The sequence below is a fragment of the Halomonas kalidii genome (assembly GCF_030010475.1).
Lineage (GTDB): Bacteria > Pseudomonadota > Gammaproteobacteria > Pseudomonadales > Halomonadaceae > Halomonas > Halomonas heilongjiangensis.
Window position 1 is genome coordinate 1 of sequence record NZ_JASCQN010000028.1, and the last position, 15930, is coordinate 15930.

Annotated in this window: 16 protein-coding genes; 10 read left to right on the forward strand and 6 right to left on the reverse strand. The window is 68.3% G+C overall.

Going from position 1 to position 15930, the window contains the following annotated elements; all coding sequences use genetic code 11:
* A partial coding sequence (locus tag QLQ85_RS07105) for a transketolase family protein (RefSeq protein ID WP_282738349.1) occupies positions 1–796 on the forward strand: 796 nt, incomplete at its 5' end.
* A 72-nt stretch (positions 797–868) separates the two neighbouring features.
* On the opposite strand, the gene QLQ85_RS07110 is transcribed toward QLQ85_RS07105, so the two are convergent.
* From QLQ85_RS07110 to QLQ85_RS07120, 3 genes are all read right to left on the reverse strand, one after another.
* A complete protein-coding gene (locus QLQ85_RS07110; protein WP_282720962.1) occupies positions 869–1921 on the reverse strand; it encodes a class I fructose-bisphosphate aldolase in 1053 nt (350 codons plus the stop codon).
* A 129-nt stretch (positions 1922–2050) separates the two neighbouring features.
* Positions 2051–2440, reverse strand: a complete 390-nt coding sequence (locus QLQ85_RS07115; protein ID WP_282738350.1) for an Hsp20/alpha crystallin family protein — start codon at positions 2438–2440, stop codon at positions 2051–2053.
* A 28-nt stretch (positions 2441–2468) separates the two neighbouring features.
* Positions 2469–2930 carry an Hsp20/alpha crystallin family protein gene (locus QLQ85_RS07120; protein ID WP_282738351.1) on the reverse strand — a complete coding sequence of 154 codons (462 nt, stop codon included), beginning with the start codon at positions 2928–2930 and terminating at the stop codon, positions 2469–2471.
* A 276-nt stretch (positions 2931–3206) separates the two neighbouring features.
* Between QLQ85_RS07120 and QLQ85_RS07125 the strand changes: the two genes are divergently transcribed.
* From QLQ85_RS07125 to fba, 3 genes are all read left to right on the forward strand, one after another.
* On the forward strand, positions 3207–4244 hold the full coding sequence (locus QLQ85_RS07125) for a type I glyceraldehyde-3-phosphate dehydrogenase (RefSeq protein WP_282738352.1): 1038 nt from the start codon (positions 3207–3209) through the stop codon (positions 4242–4244).
* 51 nt (positions 4245–4295) lie between these two features.
* Positions 4296–5462 carry a phosphoglycerate kinase gene (locus QLQ85_RS07130; RefSeq protein WP_282738353.1) on the forward strand — a complete coding sequence of 389 codons (1167 nt, stop codon included), beginning with the start codon at positions 4296–4298 and terminating at the stop codon, positions 5460–5462.
* Positions 5463–5536: 74 nt separating this feature from the next.
* A complete protein-coding gene (gene fba / locus QLQ85_RS07135; RefSeq protein WP_282738354.1) occupies positions 5537–6601 on the forward strand; it encodes a class II fructose-bisphosphate aldolase in 1065 nt (354 codons plus the stop codon).
* Between the two features lie 257 nt (positions 6602–6858).
* On the opposite strand, the gene QLQ85_RS07140 is transcribed toward fba, so the two are convergent.
* Positions 6859–7167 (reverse strand): hypothetical protein, encoded by a 309-nt coding sequence (locus QLQ85_RS07140; RefSeq protein WP_282738355.1) that lies wholly within the window; start codon positions 7165–7167, stop codon positions 6859–6861.
* 435 nt (positions 7168–7602) lie between these two features.
* Here QLQ85_RS07140 and QLQ85_RS07145 point away from each other — a divergent pair, with 435 nt between their 5' ends.
* From QLQ85_RS07145 to QLQ85_RS07170, 6 genes are all read left to right on the forward strand, one after another.
* Complete coding sequence (locus QLQ85_RS07145) at positions 7603–8631, forward strand: sodium:calcium antiporter (protein ID WP_282738356.1); 1029 nt, start codon at positions 7603–7605, stop codon at positions 8629–8631.
* A gap of 69 nt (positions 8632–8700) precedes the next feature.
* Positions 8701–9726 carry a LacI family DNA-binding transcriptional regulator gene (locus QLQ85_RS07150; protein ID WP_282738357.1) on the forward strand — a complete coding sequence of 342 codons (1026 nt, stop codon included), beginning with the start codon at positions 8701–8703 and terminating at the stop codon, positions 9724–9726.
* A 53-nt stretch (positions 9727–9779) separates the two neighbouring features.
* Positions 9780–10754 carry a sugar kinase gene (locus QLQ85_RS07155; protein WP_282738358.1) on the forward strand — a complete coding sequence of 325 codons (975 nt, stop codon included), beginning with the start codon at positions 9780–9782 and terminating at the stop codon, positions 10752–10754.
* 10 nt (positions 10755–10764) lie between these two features.
* A complete protein-coding gene (locus tag QLQ85_RS07160) occupies positions 10765–11742 on the forward strand; it encodes a 2-hydroxyacid dehydrogenase (protein ID WP_282738359.1) in 978 nt (325 codons plus the stop codon).
* Positions 11739–12404 carry an HAD-IA family hydrolase gene (locus QLQ85_RS07165; RefSeq protein WP_282738360.1) on the forward strand — a complete coding sequence of 222 codons (666 nt, stop codon included), beginning with the start codon at positions 11739–11741 and terminating at the stop codon, positions 12402–12404. The genes QLQ85_RS07160 and QLQ85_RS07165 overlap by 4 nt, the downstream gene beginning before the upstream one ends.
* A gap of 97 nt (positions 12405–12501) precedes the next feature.
* Entirely contained in the window at positions 12502–13266 is a 765-nt protein-coding gene (locus QLQ85_RS07170; protein WP_282720973.1) for a FadR/GntR family transcriptional regulator, read from the forward strand.
* 9 nt (positions 13267–13275) lie between these two features.
* Here the strand turns inward: QLQ85_RS07170 and QLQ85_RS07175 are convergent, their stop codons facing one another.
* Positions 13276–14178, reverse strand: coding sequence for an SMP-30/gluconolactonase/LRE family protein (locus tag QLQ85_RS07175; RefSeq protein ID WP_282738361.1), 903 nt, complete (start codon positions 14176–14178; stop codon positions 13276–13278).
* The gene (locus QLQ85_RS07180; protein ID WP_282738362.1) at positions 14175–15920 is read right to left on the reverse strand and encodes an IlvD/Edd family dehydratase; all 1746 of its coding nucleotides are present in this window, start codon (positions 15918–15920) and stop codon (positions 14175–14177) included. The genes QLQ85_RS07175 and QLQ85_RS07180 overlap by 4 nt, the downstream gene beginning before the upstream one ends.
* Positions 15921–15930 lie beyond the last annotated feature (10 nt).

Below are 15930 nucleotides of genomic sequence, written 5' to 3' on the forward strand. Positions count from 1 at the left end.
CGGCAACTACCTGCACTACGGGGTGCGCGAGTTCGGCATGGGCGCGATCATGAACGGCATCGCCCTGCACGGCGGCTTCGTGCCCTACGGCGCCACCTTCCTGATCTTCATGGAGTACATGCGCAACGCCGTGCGCATGGCCGCGCTGATGGGCACCCGGGCGATCTACGTCTTCACCCACGACTCCATCGGCCTGGGCGAGGACGGCCCCACCCACCAGCCCATCGAGCAGCTCACCACCCTGCGCGCGACGCCCAACCTCGCCACCTGGCGCCCCTGCGACGCCGTGGAGACCGCCGCCGCCTGGGATGCCGCCCTCAAGCGCCAGGCCGGCCCCACCGCCCTGGTGCTGTCGCGCCAGACCCTGCCTCACCAGGCCCGCGACAAGCAGCAGCTGGCCAATATCCAGCGCGGCGGCTACGTGCTGAAGGACGGCGACGGCACCCCCGAGCTGATCCTGATCGCCACCGGCGCCGAGGTCGGCCTGGCCATGGACGCCGCCGCCGAGCTCGCGCAGGCCGGCCGTGCGGTGCGCGTGGTGTCGATGCCGTCCACCGACCGCTTCGACGCCCAGGACGCCGAGTACCGCGAGCGCGTGCTGCCGAGGGCGGTGACCGCGCGGCTCGCCATCGAGGCCGGCCACGTCGACGCCTGGTACAAGTACGTGGGCCTCGACGGCCGGGTGGTCGGCATGACCACCTACGGCGAGTCGGCCCCGGCCGGCGACCTGTTCAAGCACTTCGGCTTCACCGTCGGCAACGTCGTCAAGCAGGCCAACGAGCTGCTCGACGCCTGATCGCGGACAGCCGGTAATGAAGAAAGGGCACGGCCGCCAGGCCGTGCCCTTTTCATGTTTCCGGACCTTGCCTCAGGCGATGGTGACGTCCTTCGACAGGTAGACGTCCTGGATGGCATTGAGCAGTTCGACGCCCTCGGCCATGGGCTTCTGGAACGCCTTGCGCCCGGAGATCAGCCCCATGCCGCCGGCACGCTTGTTGATCACTGCGGTGCGCACCGCCTGGGTCAGGTCGCCGGCACCGCTGGAGGCCCCCCCCGAATTGATCAGCCCGGCGCGCCCCATGTAACAGTTGGCCACCTGGTAGCGGGCCAGGTCGATGGGGTGGTCCGAGGTCAGCTCGCTGTAGACCTTGTCGTGAGTGTGGCCGAAGCCGATGGCACGATAGCCGCCATTGGTCTCGGGCAGCTTCTGCTTGACGATATCGGCCTTGATGGTGGCGGCCATGTGGATCGCCTGGCCGGTGAGGTCCGAGGCGACGTGATAGTCGGTGCCATCCTTCTTGAAGGCCGGGTTGCGCAGGTAGGACCACAGCACCGTGACCATGCCCAGTTCGTGGGCGCGCTCGAAGGCCTCGCTGACCTCCATGATCTGGCGACGGCTCTCCGGCGAACCGTAGTAGATGGTCGCCCCCACCGCCACGCAGCCCATCTCGAAGGCCTGCTCGACCTGGGCGAACAGCGTCTGGTCGTATACCGCCGGGTAGGTCAGGGTCTCGTTGTGGTTGAGCTTGAGCAGCATCGGGATCCGGTGGGCGTAGCGCCGCGCCACCGAGGCGAGCCCGCCCAGGGTCGAGGCCACGGCGTTGCAGCCCCCCTCGATCGCCAGCTCGACGATGTTGGCCGGGTCGAAATAGATCGGATTGGGGGCGAAGGAGGCCCCGGCCGAGTGCTCGATGCCCTGGTCCACCGGCAGGATGCTGAGGTAGCCGGTGCCGGCCAGCCGGCCATGGTCGAACAGCGCCTGCATGTTGCGCAGGACATTGGGCCGGCGGTCGCTGTCGGCCATCACCCGGTCGATGAAGTCCGCCCCGGGCAGGTGGAGGCGCTCTTGCGGGAAGCCGGTGCAGACGTGGCCGAGCAGGTCGTCGGCCTCGTCGCCCAGCAGCTTGGCGATATCGGTCATGTCGTTCCTCTCCTTGGGTCATCGAAGACGCTATTCCCAGCGTAGTGTAGGACCCTACCGAGCGGATGCCGACCTTGCAAACGGGAGCGCCCACCCGCGTGGAGTGGGCGCTCGACGGCTAGCGGTCGCTCAGGCCGCCTGGATCTCGATGCGCCGAGTCCGGTGGGAATCCTTCTTCGGCAGCACCAGATGGAGGACGCCGTTGTCGACGCGCGCTTCGATGGCGTCGCCGTCGATCTCGTGGCTCAGCGTGAAGCGGCGCGCGAAGCGCTGTGCCCGCACCTCGGCATAGGTCGCGGAGATGCCTTCGGGCATGTCGACCTGGATCTCGCCCTCGAGGCTCAACACATTGTTGTCCACCTCGATACTCAGCGACTCCCGTTTCACCCCCGGCAGATCGGCCAACAGATGCAGGGCATTGCCCTCCTCGTAGATGTCCACCGGCGGCAGCATGGCGGGTTCGCGCTGCTCGGGGGTGGTAAGCTCCCGAGTTTCTTCACGTTTGGTGACATCACTCATGACAGATCACCTCCTTATCTCTCTCGCGTCATGCCGCCTTGATCTCGATACGCCGCGGCTTGAGTTCCTCGCGTTTGGGCAAGTGAATCTCGAAGATCCCGTCGTGGAAACGCGCCTCGGAGAGGTCGGCATCCAGTCCCTCGGGCAGCGCGATGGAGCGGGCAAACTCGCCGTCGAATCGCTCGCGACGGAAGTAGGGACGCCGACTCTCGCCTTCCGATTCGGGCGGCAGCGCCTCGCGCTTGCCCCGCAGGGTCAGCACATTGTCCTGGAGGCTGATCTCGAGGTCGTGGGGTGAAAGCCCCGCGGCAAACACATAGACACGCACCGCGTCGTCGGTGCGACCGACATTGATCATCGGATAGCTGCCCCGCGGTACCGCACGGATATCCGCGACGCCACCTTCCGGCAAGAACTCGTCCATCAGTTGCCGGAACCAGTCCAGCCCCTGGAACGGGCCGGTATCGAAACGCCTGAGATCGTCGAACATAGCAACCACCTCCTGCTGAAGACAGGTTGTCGGAAGGGGCCATGCCGGGGCCGACAAGGCCCCCGTAATCTGCAACATAGGAACGCTCGGTGGCGTTTCAAGTGCCTCCCGAGCAAATTTTTCCGCCCCCTCCACGGAGCCCGACACCGCTCGCGGCGTGACGAGCGCGTCATGGCCGATGCCGAGTTTCGCGGCTCGACCAGTGGGCCTGCCGGCCGGAAATGCGCTAGAATCGCCGGTTCGTGTTTCACGGCTCCGGGAGACTCCGCCACCACCATGGCCCATCGTATCGCCATCAACGGTTACGGCCGCATCGGCCAGTGCGTGCTGCGCGCGCTCGTCGAACGCATCGAGCCGGAGCGTGAGCCGGAACTCGAACTCGTGGCGATCAACGAGCTCTCCGACCTGGCCACCATCGCCTACCTGACCCGCTACGACACCACCCATGGCCGCTTCCCCGGCCGGGTGGAGGTCGAGGGCGACCAGCTGGTGGTCAACGGCCGGGCGATCCGCCTGCTCTCCGAGTCCGACCCCACGAAACTGCCCTGGGCCGAGCTCGGCATCGATCTGGTGCTCGAGTGCTCGGGCAGCTTCAAGGACCGCGCCACCGCCGAACGTCACCTGGCGGCCGGCGCCGGCCGGCTGCTGTTCTCCCAGCCGGCGGAGAGCGACGTCGACGCCACCATCGTTACCGGTATCAACGATCACGAGCTCGAGCCTGGCCACCGCATCGTCTCGGCGGCCTCCTGTACCACCAACTGCCTGGTGCCGGTGCTCACCGTGCTCGACGAGGCGCTGGGGGTGGAGCACGGCGTGACCACCACCGTGCACTCGGCGATGAACGACCAGCCGGTGATCGACGCCTACCACCACACCGACCTGCGCCTGACCCGCTCGGCGATGCACTCCATCGTGCCGGTGGACACCAGCCTGGCACGCGGCATCAATCGCCTGATGCCGCACCTGGCCGGGCGCTTCGAGTGCCTGCACATGCGCGTGCCGACCATCAATGTCTCGGCCATGGACCTGTCGATCTGCGTGCGGCGCGACACCAGCGCCGCCGAGGTCAACACCCTGCTGCACACCGCGAGCCGCGGGCGGCTGGCCGGGCTGCTCGGCTATACCGAGGAGCCCATGGCCTCCATCGACTTCAACCACGATCCACGCTCCGGTATCGTGGACGCCACCCAGACCCGGGTGGCGGGAGACCGCCTGATCAAGCTGCTGTGCTGGTTCGACAACGAGTGGGGCTTCGCCAACCGCATGCTCGACGTGAGCCGGCGCCTGGCCGCCATGCCCCCGGCCGCCCCATGATTCTGCTTCGATGACCCTGCTTCGGTTTCTCCAGATGAGGAAGACGCCCCGATGAACGTGCACAAGATGACCGACCTCGACCTCAGCGGCCAGCGCGTGCTGATCCGCGAGGACCTGAACGTGCCCGTCAAGCACGGCAAGGTGACCAGCGACGCCCGCCTGCGCGCCGCGCTGCCGACCATCCAGGCGGCCCAGGACGCCGGCGCCAAGGTGATGCTGATGAGCCATCTGGGCCGCCCCACCGAGGGCGAGCCGGCCGAGGAGTTCTCGCTGGCCCCGGTGGCCGAGCACCTCGGCGAACTGCTCGGTCGCCCGGTCACCCTGGTCAGGGACTACCTGGGCGCCGCCCTGGACCTGGCCGACGGCGAGGTGGTGCTGCTCGAGAACGTGCGCTTCAACGCGGGCGAGAAGAAGGACGACGAGACGCTGGCGAAGCAGTACGCCGCGCTGTGCGACGTCTTCGTGATGGACGCCTTCGGCACCGCCCACCGCGCCCAGGCCTCCACCCATGGCGTCGCGCGCTTCGCGCCCACCGCCTGCGCCGGCCCGCTGCTCGCCGCCGAGCTCGACGCTCTGGAGCAGGCCCTCGCCGCCCCCAGGCGCCCGATGACCGCCATCGTCGGTGGCTCCAAGGTCTCCACCAAGCTCGAGGTGCTCAATGCGCTCTCCGAGAAGTGCGACCAGCTGATCGTCGGCGGCGGCATCGCCAACACCTTCATCGCCGCGGCCGGGCACAAGGTCGGCAAGTCGCTGCACGAGGCCGACCTGATCGACAAGGCCAGGGAGCTGATGGGGAGGGTCGAGATCCCGCTGCCCAGCGACGTGGTGGTGGCCACCGAGTTCTCCGAATCGGCCGACGCCGTGGTCAAGCCCGTCGATCAGGTGGGCGACGACGAGATGATCCTCGACATCGGTCCCGAAACCGCCGCGCGCCTGGCCGACCTGCTCAAGGATGCCGGCACCATCCTGTGGAACGGTCCGGTGGGCGTGTTCGAGATCGACCAGTTCGGCCGTGGCACCGAGGTGATCTCGAAGGCCATCGCCGAGAGCCCGGCGTTCTCCATCGCTGGCGGCGGCGACACCCTGGCGGCCATCGACAAGTACGGCATCGCCGACCGGGTCTCCTACATCTCCACCGGCGGCGGCGCCTTCCTCGAGTACGTCGAGGGCAAGCCCCTGCCGGCGGTGAAGGCCCTCGAAGACGCCGCCGCTCGCTGAGACACCACAAGCCCCGCCCCATTCGGCGTGGCCCCGGCCGCGCCGTCATTGCGAAGACACAGACAGGACACTTCATGGCACTGATCAGCATGCGCCAGATGCTCGACCACGCCGCCGAGCGCGGCTACGGCATCCCGGCCTTCAACGTCAACAACCTCGAGCAGATGCGCGCCATCATGGAAGCCGCCGACGCGACCGACTCGCCGGTCATCGTCCAGGCCTCCGCCGGGGCCCGCAAGTACGCCGGGGCTCCCTTCCTGCGCCACTTGATCCTGGCCGCCGTTGAGGAGTTTCCGCACATCCCGGTGGTGATGCACCAGGACCACGGCACCAGCCCGGCGGTCTGCCAGCGCTCCATCCAGCTCGGCTTCTCCTCGGTGATGATGGACGGCTCGCTGGGCGAGGATGGCAAGACGCCCATGGACTACGACTACAACGTCGACGTCACCCGCCGCACCGTCGAGATGGCCCACGCCTGCGGCGTCTCGGTGGAGGGCGAGCTGGGCTGCCTCGGCAGCCTGGAGACCGGCATGGCCGGCGAGGAAGACGGCATCGGCGCCGAGGGCAAGCTCGACATGGAGCAGCTGCTCACCGACCCCGAAGAGGCCGCCGACTTCGTCAAGGCGACCGGGGTGGACGCCCTGGCCATCGCCATCGGCACCAGCCACGGCGCCTACAAGTTCACCAAGCCGCCCACCGGCGATACCCTCTCCATCCGGCGCATCAAGGAGATCCACGAGCGCATCCCCGACACCCACCTGGTGATGCACGGCTCCTCCTCGGTACCCCAGGAGTGGCTGGAGATCATCAACGAATTCGGCGGCGAGATTCCCGAGACCTACGGCGTGCCGGTCGAGGAGATCGTCGAGGGCATCAAGCACGGCGTGCGCAAGGTCAACATCGACACCGACCTGCGGCTGGCCTCCACCGGCGCGGTGCGTCGCTTCCTGGCCCAGAACCCCGCCGAGTTCGACCCGCGCAAGTACCTCAAGGAGACCGTGGCCGCCATGCGCGACGTCTGCATCGCGCGCTACGAGGCCTTCGGCACCGCCGGTAACGCCTCGAGGATCAAGCCGATCAGCCTCGAGGCGATGTTCGAGCGCTACGCGCGCGGCGAGCTGGATCCCAAGGTGAAGTGATCCCCTCGCGCAGCGGATATCGGGCGGCCAGATGGCCGCCCTTTTCGTGGCTGGCTGCCAGGCCAGGAAACTCGACCAGGAGCCTCAGATGAGCGGACGCATCAAGCCCCATCGCCTCGAGGCCCTGCGCCGCCGCTGCAGCAGGCGGGCACGAAAAAAAACCGCCACCGGCAGGGCCGGAGGCGGTCGAGGCGGCTGACGCCAGCGACGTCAGCCGATGGGAGAACCCGCTGCCCCTCCCTGGGCAGCGTCAGGGCTTACCAACCCTGGCCTTCATCATCCTCTTCTTCCCACTCTTCCTCTTCATTCTCTTCTTCGTACTCGAACTCTTCCTCTTCATTCTCCTCTTCGTACTCGAACTCTTGCTCCTCGTTCTCGTACTCGGTGGTGGTATCGAGGCCAGCACCTGCCTCGGCATTACCGCCAGTATTCGGAGCAGGCTCTTCCTGCGGAACGCCTTCCTGTTCCTCTTCCTCATGGAAGTCGGCAAAGGCCAACGGGCTGGCAGCCAGGCCGAAAGTGATACCGACGATACCGAGTTTCTTGAGGAATTCCTTGGACATCATGTTCGCACCTCCAATGGAGTCTGAACGTGAGTTTCCTTGTGAAGCCTGAGGCTTCGCGCGTCATGCCGGTGAGGAGCCGATTGCCACTTGGCGTGTCTGAGGTCTCGGCCGGCATGTCTTGCTCGCCCTGACAGGTGCAGAGAGCGGGCCAAGGTGGCGACAACATCAAATAAAAAACCTTAAAATCAATTAATTATAAAACATCCAGGCATCCGGCATGACAGCCGAGCCCCGCTGAACGAGTGGTGATATCTGACACATGGGTCCCGGGCGCACACCGCGCGGGAGAGGAGCCTCTCTGTCGCGGGTCCGAGAAAGCGCTACCCTCATCGGGACACGACGACGATCCGGAGACGCCATGGAATTCCCGGTCCGCCTGCCGCCCTGGCCAGCCCCGGCCATACCGCTCCCTGCCCCGCTCGCCGCGAGCGCCATATGATGGCGGACCTGTCGCTCGGCATGGCGCTGCCGCTGTTCGCCGTGTGCGCCATGGTGATTGCCGTGGCGGGGACCCGCCTGACCGGGATCGTCGACGAGCTGGCGGACCGTACCGGCCTCGGCGAAGCCATCGCCGGCGGTGTGCTGCTGGGCATGACTACCTCGCTTTCGGGCATGGTGGTATCGGTCTCGGCGGCGCTTGCCGATCGCCCGACCCTGGCGATGAGCAACGCCCTGGGCGGCATCGCCGTGCAGACCCTGTTCCTGACCATCGCCGACCTCACCTACCGACGTGCCAACCTGGAGCATGCCGCCGCCTCCCTGGGTAACCTGCTCCAGGGCGGCCTGCTGATCTGCCTGCTCTCCCTGGTGCTGGTGGGGCGTTTCGCCCCGGACTGGACCCTATGGCAGGTGCACCCCGTCACCCCGCTGCTGCTGATCGGCTACCTGTTCGGCCTGCGCCTGGTGGATCGCAGCCGCGACCATCCGATGTGGCTCCCCGCCCAGACCCGGGAGACCCAAGCCGACGTACCCGATCCACGGGCCGAGCGGCGCTCGGCGCTGCGCCTGTGGACCGGCTTCGCACTGCTCGCGACCTTGCTCGGCGTGGGCGGCTGGTTGCTCGAGCGCAGCGCCTCGGTGATCGCCGAGCAGACCACTCTCGGCCAGTCGGTGGTGGGGGCCCTGATGACCGCCGTGGTGACCTCGTTGCCCGAGCTGGTGACCTCGGTGGCGGCAGTGCGCCGCGGCGCCCTGACCCTGGCGGTCGCCGGCATCATCGGCGGCAACGCCTTCGATGTCCTGTTCGTCGCCGCCGCGGACATCGCCTACCGCGGCGGCTCGGTGTATCACGCCATCCCCGACCGGGTGGCGCTGTGGGTCGTTCTGTCGCTGCTGATGACCGGCATCCTGCTGGTGGGCATGCTCCATCGCCAGCGCCGGGGGCCGGCCCGCATCGGCTTCGAGAGCGTCGGCATCATCGCCTGCTACCTGGTCGGGGCCCTGGCCCTGCTGCTCGCCCCCTGAGCCCGGGATTTGCCCGAAGGGCCGACTGCGACTAGGATGGGAACGTTCCCATCTGAATCTCCTGGCATCATGACGACGCTATTTCCACGACGAGCCACCATCCTCGAGGTCGCCAGGGCCGCCGGCGCCTCCAAGACCAGTGTGTCGCGCTACTTCGGTGGCGAGCGCGAGCGGCTCTCCCGGGAACTGCAGGGCCGCATCGCCGAGGCCGCCCGACGTCTGGGTTACCGACCCAACCAGATGGCCCGGGGACTCAAGGGCGGTCGCTCGCGGCTGATCGGCATGCTGGTGGCGGACATTCGCAACCCCTTCTCGGTGGCGGTGATGCACGGCGTGGAGCAGGCCTGTCGCGAGCAGGGCCTGTCGCTGCTGGTCTGCAACACCGACAACGACCCGGCCCAGGAGCGGGACCATCTGGCGCTGCTCGCCGCCTACCGGGTCGAGGGGCTGGTGGTCAACGCCGCCGGCAGCCCGGACCGCGAGCTGCAGGGCCTGGTGGAGCAGGGCATTCCCCTGGTGCTGCTCGATCGCGAGCTGGGCGAGGTCGATGCCGAGGTGGTGGGGCTCGACAACGCCCGGGCCGTCGACCTGGCCCTGGACCACCTCCAGGGCCAGGGCTATCGAGAGCTGCTCTATGTGAGCGAACCACCGGAACAGGCCAGCCCCCGCCAAGCACGCCTGAGTCGCTTTCGGCAAGGCATCGAAGCGCGTGACCTCGACGGCACGGCGCACTGCCAGGCACTCGGTGACGGCGAGCCACTGCAACGCGCCATCGCCGACTTCCTGGCCCGTCCAGGCGAGGCCCCCAGGGCGCTGCTCTGTGGCAACGGCAACGCCACCCTGGCGGCGACCCGTGCCCTGCAGGCCCTCGATGCCCGACTCGGCGAGACGGGCCTGCTGGGCATCGACGAGCTCGACTGGTGCGCGCTGGTCGCCCCCGGCATCACCACCCTGGCCCAGCCCACCGAGGCGATCGGCCGCGCCGCGGTGGAGTGCCTGATGCGTCGCCGCGAGGCCGGTGACCCCACGACGCCGGCGCGCCGGGTGCATTTCCAGGCCAGCCTGATCCCGCGCGGCTCCACCCGACTCGGGTGATAACCACAACTCACAACGGAATGGTACCGTTCCTAGACACCGCGAGACCTACTATGACCGACACTTCAACACCCAGCCCCGAGATCCTTGCCTTCGGCGAGGCCATGACCATGTTCGTCGCCGAGGAGCCCGGCGAGCTGGCCGCCGTCGAGCACTTCCAGCGCCGCATCGCCGGCGCCGACACCAACGTCGCCATCGGCCTGGCCCGCCTGGGCTTCCATGTGGGCTGGCTGAGCCGGGTCGGCGACGACGGCTTCGGCACCTACATTCGCCGCGCCCTGGAGGCCGAGGGGCTGGACTGCCGCCACCTGCGCGTCGACCCCGATCACCCCACCGGCCTGGTGTTCAAGGAGTACGCCCTGGATGGCGTCGATCCCCACGTGGAGTACTTCCGCCGCGGCAGCGCCGCCAGCCACCTGGCACCAGTCGATGCCGCCGATGTCGACTTCTCGGCGCTGCGCCACCTGCACGCCACCGGCATCCCCCCGGCCCTCTCGCCGAGTTGCCGCGAACTGGCCGAGTCGATGCTCGAGCGGGCCCGCCAGGCCGGCGCCAGCCTCTCCTTCGACCCCAACCTGCGTCCCAGCCTGTGGAAGAACGAGGCCGAGATGCGCGACACCCTCAACGCCCTGGCGACACGCACCGACTGGGTGCTGCCGGGCCTCGCCGAGGGCCGCCTGCTGACCGGACGCGACACCCCCGAGGCGATCGCCGACTTCTACCTGGAGCGGGGGGCCAAGGCGGTGATCATCAAGCTGGGCCCGGAGGGCAGCTACTATCGGGGCAGCCTCGGCGGCGACGAGAGCTTCACCGTGCCCGGCGTGCCGGTGGCCGAGGTGGTGGACACCGTGGGGGCCGGCGACGGCTTCGCGGTGGGTGTGATCAGCGCCCTGCTCGATGGCCGCTCGCCCCGCGAGGCCCTGCGACGCGGCAACCTGATCGGGGCCCTGGCGGTCCGGGTGCGCGGCGACATGGAGGGGCTGCCCGAGCGCGTCCGCCTGAACGCACTGGAATCCACCCCGCAGTGAGGAGACCGACATGAAGAAGCGCATCCTGGCCTACGGCCGCCTGAACGCGGCCCAGCTGGCCCAGCTGTCCAGCGAGTTCGAGGTGCAGACCTTCCCGAGCCTCGAGTCGGCCGACGACCCGGCCTTCCGCGCCGCCCTGCCCGAGGCCCACGGCCTGATCGGCTCCAGCCTCAAGATCACCCCCGAGCTGCTCGACGAGGCGCCGAGGCTGGAGGCGATCGCCAGCATCTCGGTGGGCTACGACAACTACCCGGTCGAGGCGCTGACCCGGCGCGGCATCCTGCTCTGCAACACCCCGGACGTACTCACCGAGACCACCGCCGACACCGGCTTCGCGCTGATCATGGCCACCGCTCGCCGGGTGGTGGAACTGGCCGACTTCGTCAAGCGCGGCGACTGGCAGGCGAGCATCGGTCCCGAGCACTTCGGCAGCGACGTGCACGGCAAGACCCTCGGCCTGGTGGGCTGCGGGCGCATCGGCGCCGCCGTGGCCCGCCGCGGTGGCCTGGGCTTCGGCATGCGGGTGCTCTACAACGCCTCGCCCAAGCCGGCCCTCGAGGCGGAGCTGGGCGCCGAGCGCCGCGAGCTCGACGAGCTGCTCGCCGAGGCCGATTTCGTCTGCGTCACCGTGCCCCTCAGCGAGGCCACCCACCACCTGATCGGCGCCCACCAGCTCGCGCGCATGAAGCCCTCGGCGATCCTGGTCAATATCGCCCGCGGCCCGGTGGTCGACGAGGCGGCGTTGATCGAGGCCCTGGAGATGGGGCGCATCCGCGCCGCCGGCCTCGATGTCTACGAGCAGGAACCGCTGTCGCCGGAGTCGCCGCTGCCCCACATGCCCAATGTGGTGGCCCTGCCGCATATCGGCTCGGCGACCCACGAGACCCGCACCGCCATGGCCCAGCGGGCGGTGGACAACCTCGCCCTGGCGCTGCGCGGCGAGCGCCCCATCAGCCTGGTCAACGAAGACGCCTGGAGGCCCGCATGACCCCACCGCTCTGCCTGCTCTTCGACTCCGACGGTACCCTGGTCGACAGCGAGATCCTGCTCGCCGAGGTGATGGGGGAGATACTGCCGGCCTTCGGCCTGCCCTTCTCCGCCCGGCAGTACATGGCGGAATTTCGCGGCGTACGCTTCCGGACCATCATCGAGACCCTGGAAGCACGCCACGGCGCCCTGGTCGACGGGCACTTCCCGCTGATGGAGGACGAGATGCGCGGCCTGATGGAGCGGCGCATGCGCGCCGAGCTCCAGCCCATCGCCGGCATGCCGGCGGCCCTGGAGCTCCTGGCCGCCCATCCCAAGGCGGTGGTCTCCAACGGCCCCGAGCGCAAGATCCGCTGCGCCATGGAGAGCGCAGCCCTCGCGGCGCATTTCGGCGACAACCTGTTCAGCGCCTATACCCTGAACGTCTGGAAGCCCGACCCGGCGCTCTACCGCCAGGCCGCCACGGCGATGGGCCACCCCCCCGAGCGCTGCGTGGTGATCGACGACGCCGCGGTGGGGGTCGCCGCCGGGCTCGAGGCCGGCATGCATGTGGTACACCTCAACCACTTTCCCGAGGAGGAAGCGACGCCGGAAGGCGCCATCGCCATCCGCCACGCCAGCGAGTTGCCGGCGGTGGTGGCCAGGCTGCCCAGGTCGCAATGACAAGGCGTTCTTCGGCCCTATCATTGCGACCTAGGCAGGATTGCCTATATGTTGAACATATGGCACGTTGTGTGACAAATCATCGACATGAATCGCCATGACCGTTACACCGTCGAAGCGCCCCCCTAAGCCCGCCCGCCCCAGCGTGGTGGAGTACCTCGCCGAAGCCATCTTTTCCGGGCGCTACCAGCCCGGCGACTTCGTCCCCAAGGAGATCGACCTCTGTGAGCAGTTCGCCATCAATCGCTCGGCGGTGAGAAGCGACCTGCGCCAGTTGGTCGATGTCGGCATCATCGCGCGGATATCCGGCCACGGCTCCAAGGTGCGCGACTACGAGGAGTGGAACATCCTCGATCCATCGGTGACCGAGTGGATGACCCGCTATGCCTCACCCAACCCGCGCATCCAGCGCGAGATCCTGGCCTTCCGCCTGGACGTCGAGCCCTACGTGGCGATGACCGCGGCGAAGCGCGCCAAGGCGCGCGACCTGGTGGCCATCGAGGAGGCGCTCGAGGGCATGAACCGCTACCTGCATGCCGCGAGTACCGAGGAACGGCGCCTCTACAGCGACCATGACGTCGCCTTTCACGTGGCCATCTTCAAGGCCAGCCACAACATCGTCTGGGCACAGCTCTCGCATATCCTGCGCCCCTCGATCCACTTGCTGGTGGAGACCTCCAACGCCAGCACCGCCGACCCGGATGCCAGCTTCGAGCACCACCGCCGGGTGATGGAGGCGATTCGCGCCCGCCGCCCCCGCGAGGCCTTCCTGGCCGCCCGGGACGTGCTCCAGGGCACTGCCGAGGCGCTGGGCATCGAGCCCGGCGACGGCACGCTGGGCAGCTGGCTGGAGCCTGCCTAGCACGAGGCGCTACGCCACGAACGCCGGTGACGCCAGGCCCCGCACGCCCGGGCTGACGCGGAACAATCCTCCCGCCAGGGTTTCCTGGTCGCGCTCGACGGCCGCGGTGGTGATGTAGAGCTGGTCCAGCTCGGGGCCACCAAAGGTGCAGGACGTCACCCGCGAGGCCGGCAGGATCAGGGTTTCGTCCAGCGTCCCGTCGGGCCGAAAGCGGCTGACTCGCCCGCCGCCCCAGTGGGCGACCCACAGGCCACCTTCGGCGTCGCAGGTCATGCCGTCCGGGTACCCCTGGGTACCGGGGAAGCGCAGGTGCTCCCGCTTGTTGGAAAGCTCGCCCCGCGGCGAGAGATCGAAGGCATAGACGATGCCGGCTGCCGTATCGCTGTGATAGAGCGTCGTGCCGTCGGGGCTGACGGCGGGGCCGTTGGCGACGCCGTAACCGTCATCGACCTGGCGCAACGAAGCCCCTTCGAGGCAATACAGCACCCCCCGGCCCGGCTTGCCGCCGTTCATCGAGCCGAACCACAGCCGGCCGCGGCCATCGACGCTCGCATCGTTGAAGCGATTGCCCGCCGGCTCCTCGGGCGTGGCCCAGGCGCCGGCGATACGCGGGCCGTCATCGCCGAGGCGCAGGTGCACCAGACGTGAGGCGAGCCCGGCGATGAAACCATCACCGTCATCGCGAGACACCAGCCAGCAGCACGCCTCGTCGAGCGTCCAGCCGCGGGTCCTGCCGCTGGCGAAGTCATGCACATTCAGGTTACGCCCCAGGATATCGACGAACAGCAGTTGGCCGGCCTCCCCTCGCTCGGGACACCATAGCGGGCCCTCCCCCAGCTGCGCCCTGCCCCGCCATACGCACTGGATCATCGAGCCATCGACCAGGCGCCGCTCTCCTTCTAGCCGGCTCAATGCGAGTGCCTCGGCACTTCGGCGCCGCGACACCCGACCAGGAAGTCGAAGTCACAGCCCTCGTCGGCCTGCAGCACCCGCTCGATGTAGAGCTGGCGGTAGCCGCCATCGCTGGCGATCCGGCGCGACCCGGCGGTGGGATCGCTCTCGGCCAGGCGCGTCTCGAGCTCGGCAGCGCCGATGTCCAGGTGCAGGATGCCGGCATTGCAGTCGAGCTCGATCCAGTCGCCGTCGCGCACCGCGGCGAGCGGCCCGCCGGCGGCGGCCTCGGGGGCCACGTGCAGCACCACGGTACCGTAGGCGGTGCCGCTCATGCGGGCATCGGAGATGCGCACCATATCGGTCACGCCCTGTTCGAGCAGCTTCGCCGGCAGCCCCATGTTGCCGACCTCGGCCATGCCGTGATAGCCGCGCGGCCCGCAGTTCTTCATCACCAGTACGCTGCTGGCATCGACCGCGAGAGCGGGATCGTTGATACGCGCCTTGTAGTCGTCGAAATCCTCGAACACCACCGCCCGGCCGCGATGGGTCATCAGCTCGGGGCTCGCCGCCGAGGGCTTGAGCACCGCCCCGCGCGGCGCCAGGTTGCCGCGCAGCACGCACATGCCGCCATCCTCGCGCAGCGGATTGTCCAGCGGGCGAATCACCTCGTCGTTGTAGAGCGGGGCGTCCTTGACGTTGTCCCACAACGTCCTGCCGTTGACCGTCAGCGCCTCCTTGTGCGGCAGGCGGTCGGCCTCGCCCAGCCGGCGCAGCACCGCGGGCAGCCCGCCGGCATAGTAGAACTCCTCCATCAGGAAGCGCCCCGACGGCTGCAGGTCGACGATGGTCGGCGTGCCGCGGCCGATTCGGCTCCAGTCGTCGAGGTCGAGCTCGACGCCGATGCGCCCGGCGATGGCCTTGAGGTGAATCACGGCGTTGGTCGAGCCACCGATGGCGGCATTGGTGCGGATGGCATTCTCGAAGGCCTGCTTGGTGAGTACCTTGGAGAGGCGCAGGTCCTCATCGACCATCTCGACGATGCGGTTGCCGGAGAGGTGCGCCAGCACGAAGCGCCGGGAATCCACCGCGGGAATCGCGGCATTATGCGGTAATGAAACGCCCAGCGCCTCGGCCATGCAGGCCATGGTCGAGGCGGTACCCATGGTGTTGCAGGTACCCGCCGAGCGCGACATGCCGGCCTCGGCGGCCATGAAGTCGTGGATCGAGATCTTGCCCGCCTTGACCTGCTCGGAGAGCTGCCAGACCACGGTGCCCGAACCGATGTCCTTGCCCTCGTGCTTGCCGTTGAGCATCGGCCCGCCGGTGACCACGATGGTCGGAATATCGCAGCTCGCCGCCCCCATCAGCAGCGCCGGCGTGGTCTTGTCGCAACCCACCAGCAGCACCACCGCATCCAGCGGGTTGCCGCGGATCGACTCCTCCACGTCCATGCTCGCCAGGTTGCGGGTGAACATCGCGGTGGGCCGCAGCAGCGACTCGCCGTTGGAGAACACCGGAAACTCCACCGGATAGCCGCCCGCTTCGAGCACCCCCTTCTTGACGTGCTCGGCCAGCTTGCGGAAATGCGCGTTGCAGGGCGTGAGCTCCGACCAGGTGTTGCAGATGCCGATGATCGGCTTGCCTTCGAACTCGTGGTCCGGAATGCCCTGGTTCTTCATCCAGCTGCGGTACATGAAGCCGTTCTTGTCGGCGGTGCCGAACCACTGGGCGCTGCGCAAGGGACGCTTGCGGTCGGTCATACGAGGTCTC

Coding starts and splice junctions, on each gene's coding strand:
- QLQ85_RS07110 (WP_282720962.1), bottom strand. CDS start 1,921: ATGACCGATATCGCCAAGCTGCTGGGCGACGAGGCCGACGACCTGCTC.
- QLQ85_RS07115 (WP_282738350.1), bottom strand. CDS start 2,440: ATGAGTGATGTCACCAAACGTGAAGAAACTCGGGAGCTTACCACCCCC.
- QLQ85_RS07120 (WP_282738351.1), bottom strand. CDS start 2,930: ATGTTCGACGATCTCAGGCGTTTCGATACCGGCCCGTTCCAGGGGCTG.
- QLQ85_RS07125 (WP_282738352.1), top strand. CDS start 3,207: ATGGCCCATCGTATCGCCATCAACGGTTACGGCCGCATCGGCCAGTGC.
- QLQ85_RS07130 (WP_282738353.1), top strand. CDS start 4,296: ATGAACGTGCACAAGATGACCGACCTCGACCTCAGCGGCCAGCGCGTG.
- fba (WP_282738354.1), top strand. CDS start 5,537: ATGGCACTGATCAGCATGCGCCAGATGCTCGACCACGCCGCCGAGCGC.
- QLQ85_RS07140 (WP_282738355.1), bottom strand. CDS start 7,167: ATGATGTCCAAGGAATTCCTCAAGAAACTCGGTATCGTCGGTATCACT.
- QLQ85_RS07145 (WP_282738356.1), top strand. CDS start 7,603: ATGATGGCGGACCTGTCGCTCGGCATGGCGCTGCCGCTGTTCGCCGTG.
- QLQ85_RS07150 (WP_282738357.1), top strand. CDS start 8,701: ATGACGACGCTATTTCCACGACGAGCCACCATCCTCGAGGTCGCCAGG.
- QLQ85_RS07155 (WP_282738358.1), top strand. CDS start 9,780: ATGACCGACACTTCAACACCCAGCCCCGAGATCCTTGCCTTCGGCGAG.
- QLQ85_RS07160 (WP_282738359.1), top strand. CDS start 10,765: ATGAAGAAGCGCATCCTGGCCTACGGCCGCCTGAACGCGGCCCAGCTG.
- QLQ85_RS07165 (WP_282738360.1), top strand. CDS start 11,739: ATGACCCCACCGCTCTGCCTGCTCTTCGACTCCGACGGTACCCTGGTC.
- QLQ85_RS07170 (WP_282720973.1), top strand. CDS start 12,502: ATGACCGTTACACCGTCGAAGCGCCCCCCTAAGCCCGCCCGCCCCAGC.
- QLQ85_RS07180 (WP_282738362.1), bottom strand. CDS start 15,920: ATGACCGACCGCAAGCGTCCCTTGCGCAGCGCCCAGTGGTTCGGCACC.